Source organism: Streptomyces sp. MspMP-M5 (assembly GCF_000373585.1).
Lineage (GTDB): Bacteria > Actinomycetota > Actinomycetes > Streptomycetales > Streptomycetaceae > Streptomyces.
Genome location: NZ_KB891871.1, coordinates 1 through 1,184 on the forward strand (window position 1 = coordinate 1; position 1,184 = coordinate 1,184).

Consider the following 1,184-nt stretch of genomic DNA (forward strand, 5'->3'; position numbering starts at 1 on the left):
CTTTGCCCGGCAGCAGTAGCCCGCACCGTGGCCAGCACCCCTGCCCCAAGCCTCACTTCGAAACGGACATCAACTCGCGAACCGCCCACTTAGAGCTGGCGGCCCAGCGCTAGGGCGGTGACCGGGCGTCCAAGGGCCTTGGTGACGATCTCGGCGACCAGATCGCGGTCTTCGGCGGGTGCGATGCCGACCAGGTTGGCGAAGGCGGCCTCGGTGCCCAGGACATCGGCGATCTTCTGGAAGGCGATCAGCTCACGTAGCTGCGGTGCCCAGCCGACCTCGCCTGCCTGTTGGCTGGTGGCGAGGTGGCGGGCGATGCGGACCGCCGTGCGGTTGATGTTCAAGGAGGCGGCCAGGTCGTAGTCAGAGCCGACTTGGATCTGCACGCTGAACCGTGAGGCCAGGGCTTCGGTCAGTACCGCCCCGTGGACGCCGGGGTTGTGTCCGGCGATGACGTAGAAGCCGTCGGTGGCGGTGATCATCTCGCCCTTGTGCGCCTTGACCTGGATCTGACGTCGCCCGTCCATCGCCGGATACAGGGCAGCCAGGACTTTGGGGGAGATCAGGGTCGCGTCGTCCAGGAGAAGGGCGCGCCCTTCCTGCATGGCGGTGACCAGTGGCCCGTAGATGAACTCGTATCCGCCACTTGGGTCCTGCGTGTATTCGCCGACAAGGTCGCCGACCGTGGTGTCGCCGTCTCCGGCTACCGTGATCAGGTCCGGGAAGGCCGCCTCGATCAGCGACGTCTTCCCCGTCCCCGGCGGCCCGTACAGCAACACCGCAACCCCCGCCTCGCGCAGCCTGCGCAATGCTTCGACGTCCGAGAGTTGGGCCAGGGCCCTGGGGTGATAGCGCTGCCCGTTCGGGCGCATGATGGGCAGCGGCCTCCCGACTGGCGGTGGAACGGCCTTGGCGGGCTGGGCGGTCGGGCTGGGCCGGGGCACCGTTGCGCTCGGGGCGGGCGGGTTGGCCGGTGCGGCCTGCGCGGCGGCAGCGGTGTAGGAAGTGGCACGGTACATGCGGGGGTTGGAACCCACCCGCTCCGCCTCGCCCCGGGACATCAGGGTGTCGCAGGCGTTGCCGACCGCGCCTCCCGAATGCCCCAGCATCTTCGCCAGCTCGGTGACGCTGAACTGTGAACCGGCGTGATCCGCCAGGATCTTCGCCACCCTCGCCCGCAACTC

Annotated in this window: 1 protein-coding gene; it reads right to left on the reverse strand. The window is 68.8% G+C overall.

Going from position 1 to position 1,184, the window contains the following annotated elements; genetic code table 11:
- Positions 1-89: 89 nt before the first annotated feature.
- Positions 90-1,169 carry an AAA family ATPase gene (locus B073_RS39355; RefSeq protein ID WP_018537411.1) on the reverse strand — a complete coding sequence of 360 codons (1,080 nt, stop codon included), beginning with the start codon at positions 1,167-1,169 and terminating at the stop codon, positions 90-92.
- Between the last annotated feature and the right edge of the window lie 15 nt (positions 1,170-1,184).